Source organism: Acinetobacter sp. RRD8, from assembly GCF_031844225.1.
Lineage (GTDB): Bacteria > Pseudomonadota > Gammaproteobacteria > Pseudomonadales > Moraxellaceae > Acinetobacter.
The window spans coordinates 40771-47723 of record NZ_JAUZUU010000018.1 but is presented as its reverse complement, the minus strand read 5'-3'; the positions used below and the strand labels follow the sequence as shown (position 1 = coordinate 47723).

Sequence of the window (6953 nt, the reverse complement as noted above, 5' to 3'; positions counted from 1 at the left end):
TTATGTATTATGCATTAAAAAATGATGTTAATGGGTTGCAGAAATATGATTTTAATAAATGTATTTTAAAATTTAGGGGGAGAGACGAAATTGTATTTGAGAAAAATAAATTAGAAAAAATTAATAATAGAGAAAATTTAAAGAAAATTTTTGATAAATCAAGAAATAGTGAAAAAATAAGTACTAACATTCGTTTAATAGAAAATATCGGTCAATTATTTTTTAAAAAAATTGGTTATTCAGCATTCGAAAAATTTCTATTTGAGTATTTTAACTTTATTGCAATATTGGATAATAGAAATTTTAGAACTAGTATTGGTAATATTATTGAGGCAGAAAAATATTTATATAAATTATTATCAGAAAGTGGTTTTGACTATGAATCTTATGAAATCGATAGGTATATAGAGAGGTTGTCTAGATTTACTTACAATGATTTAGTAGGGTTATATTATTATTTAAGTACTGAGAGATTTTTATATCAATTAGAAGGTAGATATTCTATTGGTTCACGTAATGAAACATTTTCAATATTAAAGGGTATCTTAAAATTTATACTTTTAGATAATATTAAAGATAATGAACAAGATAAAAAAGTACTATCATTCTTAACAGATAAATTAATTTTTCTTCCTACTTACCGGAGAATCGAACATGATTCAATTGATTTATTTTCTGAAGAAATTAGCTTAAAAGAAGGTGCTATTCTAAGTTTTGGGGTAAGTGATGTTAGTTCTCTTTTTAATAAAATTACTGACAAGCTAAATAATTATGCAACAAAATCTTTTAATAAAATAAATAGTAGTGCATTAAACGAGTTTATTTCTGGAGATCATAATTTTGATTACTCTATTGATAAATGGACAGATAAGGATGAGGAATATTTTGCTAAGGTTCTACAGAGAGTAGGTAAAGAGATCGATGAAAATAATAAATTAAAATTAAAATTTATCTTTATCAATAAGCATACTGAAGATAAATTTTTATTAAAGTTAATAAAAAGAATGTGTGAAATTTATGATAATCAGTCATATATTGAAAGTGAGATTATTAAATATATAAATGTGTGCAATAAATATTTATTTAATAAAAGGTTTACATATGATAAAGAAAATCTAATATTTAAAATTGAAAAAATTAGGAAGGATGAAACATATAAAAATATAAAATTATCTTCCTTATCTTCAGGTGAAAAACAAATTATTTCATTATTCGCTAAACTGTATCTTTCACACTTACCAAATGTTAATTTAGAAGATGAATCAAGTGAAATAAAAAAACAAGTTAATATAAAAGGAGCTGGTTATTGGATTCTTTTTGATGAACCAGAGTTATCCTTATCTGTTGATTGGCAGGAAATATTACTACCAGATATGATGGCTTCAAATAGATGTGAATTTATTTTTGCGACAACTCATTCACCTTTTATTTTTAACAATAAATTTAAGTATTCTACTACATATATACATGAATGTGTTGAGGAGACTGATAGTGAGTGAAATATCAGTAGTAGCACAAGATTTATTAAATCGTGCTAATAATCTACCTACAAAATATTTTCAAGAATTCACAAGAGTAGTCGCTTCAGAGGAATACGATTTTATAGTTTGTATTGAAGGAAATGATCAACCTTATTATGTCGTGCCATGTAGTAGTTTTCTAGAAAGTAATAACATTTATTATTTAAGATGTAATGGTAAGAAAAATGTTACTGATTTAATAGATATTTTAGAGAATTCAGATCAAGAGTCTTATAGAAAATCTAAATGTTTTGGTTTGGTAGATAAGGATTATGGTATAGGTTTTAATAATGTATATCCCCATAGAATTTATGAGACACCATGTTATTCCTATGAGAATTTTTATTTATCATTAAGTTGTTTTAGAAAAATATTAGAAGCTCATTTTAATGTAAAAAAATTTAATGATTTTTATCAAGATTATGAGGTAGTTTTAAGTAATTATACTGCTAGGTTAAAGGATTATATAGATATAATTAAAGAGGTGGATAAAAGATATAGAGCTACTAGAATATCTGCTAAAGTTCTTAATGAGGAATTGCCTAAATATTATTCAGCAGATGTAAATCTTAATTCAATAAAGATAGAGTTAGATAAAATTAGTTTTGTTTCTGGAAAAAATATAGATTCATGTTTTAATAAAGATATTTCTTTATCTTATAGTATAGATTCATATAATGCTGCAATTAAAGAATATAATCATAATGATCTTGGGAAGTATATAAAGGACATTAGAGGTAAGTTTTTAATTAACTTTTTGTGTTCTTATATAAGAAAATTGATTGATGATATAAATAATATACAAAATCCAATTTGCTTTAAGCAGAGAAATTTGCTGAAAAAAACTAAATCACTTGAAAAGCAATATTTCTATAAAGTTCAACTAAGCTTTGACAATAGCTCAATTGTATCATCTATTTCTCAGTATGCTGATCAGCCTGATTGTTTAAAGGAGTTTTTACAAAAATTTAAAAGTCAAAGTCTCACAATGGCTGCATAAATTTAAAAAAATATTTAGGTTGTGAAATATGATAAGTTCTGTACATAAGGGCTTATCATCTAAAATGTTCTATTTATATAGACTTCTTTTTTTAATTTATTATTACCTAAAACTTAGACTATGAGTTATTTTAATTACAATATATTTTAGCATTAATAAGTAGACATAAGTTTATGCCTAAACAATCCCGATTTCTCTGTATTGGTGGTTTTCTCAACGGAACGCAAGTCAAAGACCAAGGTTACAGCTTTATCTGCGTCGAAAAAGGCAAAAATGTCACCTATACTAAAAAGGAAATATTCCATCCTGATTCATGGGATCATGACTACTACGTTTGTGAAACGACCACAGACAAACAGGCACGAAACTGGGTCTATGATATTGAGTCAAAATAATATTTAATTCGATAAAGAAAGACATGGGTTGGCGTTATCGTCAGCCCATTTTTATATACGTTTTAAAATATTCAGACAATAAAAAGCCCCATGGTTAGGGGCTAGTCGTATATAGGTCAAGCCCATATACTGTAAGAGGCTCATCTCAAACTAAGCGTATTAGAACACAGCAGCCTGCAAATAACCATCTAAATCTGATTTAAACAGCCAATTGTTGCTCAATCACCGGCCATAAATTCTGATGCGATTTTTTAAACATCAGCATATGACCAATGGCCTTATAGGCATAACTTTTAGGTTTAAGTTCAATTATTTGGGTTTTTGCGTTTGGATATAAACGTAGTAAATCTTTCACATTGGCTTCGGTGGCAATCTCATCATCAGATGACCAGATTGCAGTCACAGGGCAGGTGATTTGAGCATGATAATCATGGGATGGTGCAATATTTTTACCAATCGCGTTGATTACATAACCCGGTTTACTACAGAACTGCGCCCATTCGCGAGCCACATCTTTAGGCAGGTTTTCACCCATACCAATCACTTGAGTCGGGCCATAGCCTTTAGTGAAGCGTGCCAGTGGGAAAATGACATTAAACATCACTGGCGCAAGTAACTTGGTTTTGCCTTTGAGTCCTTTCACATGTCCGGTAGAGCCAGAGACAGCCACCACTTTTGCGACTTTATGATGATTTGGTACGATCCCTAAAAGCTGACCACCGGCACTATGTCCAAGTAGTATCACTTTTTCTGCATTAGTACGCGTTGATAAAGCATCTATTGCGGCCGGTATATCCAGTTGACCCCATTGCACAATACTGGCTTTTGAATTTTTCAACGGGCCATGTAGTGAATCACCAATCCCCCGGAAATCAAAGACCATAACCGCATAGCCTTGCGCTTGTAACCACACACAAAACTGATGATAAAACTGTTTAGTAATGCCAGTTGCCGGACAGACTAATACTGGAAGTTTGTAAGTTTCAGAAATAGCTGCATAAAAACGTGCACTTAAGCGATAGCCGTCCTGACATTGCAGAGTCAATGTTTCAAATTCAGACATACGATACACTATGATTTTTATAATCCCATGAAGCTTTTACTGTATAGATTTTTAGCAGGGTAGCTTGGGGAAAACATGACTTAAAAGTCAGTAAAATAATAGACATGGAATAAACTTATGCAGCTAATAGAACTTGAGCTGGCCGTTAAAACTGCCATTATTTTTAGTGGGATATTCTTGTGGATCGGGATGTTTACCGGCGTCTGGAAATACTGGCAGATCCGTCAATCGCCTCAGTCACGTGCACATTATTATGTCGATATTGCTCATCGCAGCAGCCTGCTTTATGCACCTGCAACTTTAATTCTGGCAGTGCTGGCCTATTGTTCAGTGTTGCCGAGTATGGTGAATCTGATTTGCGTACTGATCAATATTCTGTTTTTCAGCTTCTCGATTGCCGCTTATATGCTGCATGGTTTTCTGCAAGACACGACAAATCAGTTTAAACAGCCGCATCAGTTGGGTAAGTTTCATTTGCCAGGAAGTTTAATGACTTTCGCCATGCTGGGTTTAATTGTCGCAGAATTGGGCGGAACGGGGATCTTGCTCTATGGGGCATTTGCGGGATTATTTTAATCTTCTTTTTATAGTTATTCTGAAATGATGTCGGAATGATTGAAAATTAAAACACTTTTTTCACCAGATGGATGACTGGCCATATCATCCATCTGGGCTAATTTAAAATTTGATTATCGGTATTTCTGGTCTATGGCAGCCCATAGGAAAAACGCAGCTGAGACAATCAGTGCATAGCCGAAGTATTCAAGTTTTAAATTACCTTGAATTAAGCAATGGACGGTTAAAGTCAGCATGAGTGCAAAAGTGGTGCATATAAATGTCACCAGATTGGTGTTGTTGGCTTTAAGAGCGTCAATGAAGACTTGCTTGTTGAAATGTAATGATAACATCTCCATCCCTCCCATTTATTTATGTTATTGAAGATTAAAGCAGATTTAATCAGTCAGAATTGAATATATAGTTGTACTGTTTAATTTGGACCTTTGCAACTGCTGTGGCAGGCTTTTACAATCAAAATGGTCATCTTTAGTCGTATAACTACATAATTACTTGATTAGGCAAGAATTATATTTTCAGATTTCACCTCCAACTAATTTTGGAAATAAGATGTAGTCATCATTTGATCAATGCGACCAGATAGAAAATGCAAATTCTACGCCAAAGATATGTAGTGTTAATCAATACTTTGTAAGCTTGCGTATGACTCGGAGGGGGACTTGGTTTAAGTTGGCAACAATAGGTATCTAAAATCAGGAAATTAAAGTTTTGTTTATATTTATATAAAAAATAAAATAATTAAAGTGCAATTCTATACATCATATTTTATAGAAAATCTTAGTATCAAGATTTACAGCGGTGATTTGATGTCATTATTAAGAAACAATAAATGTCCGTTTGGGTAAAACCTGACAATTATTGATCACGCTCAAACCGGATTTTGGGTAAAAATACGATTTTTCAGACATCCTAGAAGTTTTAGTTTCTAATACGGTCAATCACAGCTGTAATCAGCAATACAATCATGGACGGGATAAACCAGGCCAGATTCTGATCTGATAGAGGTAAATTTTGCAGTAATGCAGGCAATTCAAAACCAGCGACTTTTAATCCATCAAAAATACCAAAGATCAAGGCCACCAGGGTCACTGGCGCAATCACATGAGATGGTTTCTTGAAGAAGTTTGCACAGAAGCTCAGCATAATGACGCTAATGGCAGGCGGATAAATCGCACTTAAGACTGGAACCGAAACAGCGATCAGTTTGGTTAAACCCAGATTTGAAATCACCAGTGAGAAGCCCACCAGAATAAATACAAAGATCTTGTACGGAATTTTGGTCAAGCTGGAAAAATACTCAGCGCAGGCACAGGTCAGACCAATTGCAGTGACCATACAGGCAATAAAAATCATGCCGGACAGGAAGTAAGCACCCATATCGCCAAAAGCATGTTGTACATATGCATGCAGGATAATGGCACCATTGGCTGCATTTGGTGCAATCTCATGGCTACCTAGTCCAAGTTTAAACAGACTTAAATACACCAGAGTTAAACCAATACCAGAAATAATGCCGGCATTCACTGCATATTTGGTAATCAGTTTTTTATCGGTTACACCACGTGAAGTAATGGCTTTGACAATCACAATACCGAAAACTAAAGCGCCCAAAGTATCCATGGTTAAATAACCATTTACGAAGCCTTCAGTCACTGGACTGGTAACGTAATTATCGATCGCTGCAGGCGGATTGCTGGCAGGAATCATCACGGCTGCTACACCCAAAATGATCAAAGAAATAATTTTAAGTGGCGACAGGAAATAGCCGACAGTATCCAGAATCTTATTGGGATATAAGGACACGATGGTCACCACAGCAAAATAGATGATGCTGTAAATGAGCAGACTGCCAGATTCATTGCCAAAGTAAGATGAAAAACCGATTTCATAAGAAACGGTTGCGGTACGTGGCGTCGCAAATAAAGGGCCAACAGCTAAGTAACAGATTACAGTCAGCAAAATACTGGCTGCTTTGCCCAGAGGCGAGCTTAGTGCCTGAATGGAGCCTTCAACGCGAGACAACGCAATAATGGTAATCACGGGTAAGCCGACTGCTGTAATAAGGAAACCTAAAGCAGCGAGCCATACGTGTTCACCGGCTTGTTGAGCCACAATCGGTGGGAAGATAATGTTGCCCGCACCAATAAACAGTGCAAAGGTCATAAAACCTAGGGCGACAATATCCCGGGTACGCAGACTTGTCATAAAGGGAGATCAATAGAACAAAAGAAAGCGATTTTAGTGTATATGTCCAATTTTTTGGAGTTTATTTTAAGGCTGGAAGCCTTGATTCTAGTGAGTTTGCGAATCATATAACCAGTCATTCAAATCTTGGTAGAAATATATGTTTGATAAATCGCTGAAAAATATATTTTTCCTTACAAGCTCAAAAAATATCT

Annotated in this window: 6 protein-coding genes and 1 pseudogene; 4 read left to right on the top strand and 3 right to left on the bottom strand. The window is 33.6% G+C overall.

Features of this window, described 5'->3' with window-relative positions; genetic code table 11:
* From Q9R24_RS12985 to Q9R24_RS12975, 3 genes and pseudogenes are all read left to right on the top strand, one after another.
* Positions 1-1499, top strand: a pseudogene (locus tag Q9R24_RS12985) (hypothetical protein); the annotation flags it as partial.
* On the top strand, positions 1492-2520 hold the full coding sequence (locus Q9R24_RS12980; RefSeq protein WP_311204647.1) for a DUF4435 domain-containing protein: 1029 nt from the start codon (positions 1492-1494) through the stop codon (positions 2518-2520). The pseudogene Q9R24_RS12985 and the gene Q9R24_RS12980, both read left to right, overlap by 8 nt.
* A gap of 173 nt (positions 2521-2693) precedes the next feature.
* Positions 2694-2915 (top strand): hypothetical protein, encoded by a 222-nt coding sequence (locus Q9R24_RS12975; RefSeq protein ID WP_213687369.1) that lies wholly within the window; start codon positions 2694-2696, stop codon positions 2913-2915.
* Positions 2916-3114: 199 nt separating this feature from the next.
* Here Q9R24_RS12975 and Q9R24_RS12970 read toward each other — a convergent pair whose 3' ends face one another.
* Positions 3115-3978 (bottom strand): alpha/beta fold hydrolase, encoded by an 864-nt coding sequence (locus Q9R24_RS12970; protein ID WP_311204646.1) that lies wholly within the window; start codon positions 3976-3978, stop codon positions 3115-3117.
* Positions 3979-4095: 117 nt separating this feature from the next.
* On the opposite strand from Q9R24_RS12970, the gene Q9R24_RS12965 reads away from it, so the two are divergent.
* Positions 4096-4554, top strand: coding sequence for a hypothetical protein (locus Q9R24_RS12965; RefSeq protein ID WP_311204645.1), 459 nt, complete (start codon positions 4096-4098; stop codon positions 4552-4554).
* Between the two features lie 113 nt (positions 4555-4667).
* Here the strand turns inward: Q9R24_RS12965 and Q9R24_RS12960 are convergent, their stop codons facing one another.
* Positions 4668-4886, bottom strand: coding sequence for a hypothetical protein (locus Q9R24_RS12960; RefSeq protein ID WP_004645284.1), 219 nt, complete (start codon positions 4884-4886; stop codon positions 4668-4670).
* A 586-nt stretch (positions 4887-5472) separates the two neighbouring features.
* Positions 5473-6759 carry a branched-chain amino acid transport system II carrier protein gene (gene brnQ / locus Q9R24_RS12955; protein ID WP_148334894.1) on the bottom strand — a complete coding sequence of 429 codons (1287 nt, stop codon included), beginning with the start codon at positions 6757-6759 and terminating at the stop codon, positions 5473-5475.
* Positions 6760-6953: the final 194 nt, after the last annotated feature.

Bases quoted from the DNA above. Each gene is read 5' to 3' on its own strand.
- Q9R24_RS12975 (WP_213687369.1), top strand. From the start codon at position 2,694: ATGCCTAAACAATCCCGATTTCTCTGTATTGGTGGTTTTCTCAACGGA.
- Q9R24_RS12970 (WP_311204646.1), bottom strand. From the start codon at position 3,978: ATGTCTGAATTTGAAACATTGACTCTGCAATGTCAGGACGGCTATCGC.
- Q9R24_RS12965 (WP_311204645.1), top strand. From the start codon at position 4,096: ATGCAGCTAATAGAACTTGAGCTGGCCGTTAAAACTGCCATTATTTTT.
- Q9R24_RS12960 (WP_004645284.1), bottom strand. From the start codon at position 4,886: ATGTTATCATTACATTTCAACAAGCAAGTCTTCATTGACGCTCTTAAA.
- brnQ (WP_148334894.1), bottom strand. From the start codon at position 6,759: ATGACAAGTCTGCGTACCCGGGATATTGTCGCCCTAGGTTTTATGACC.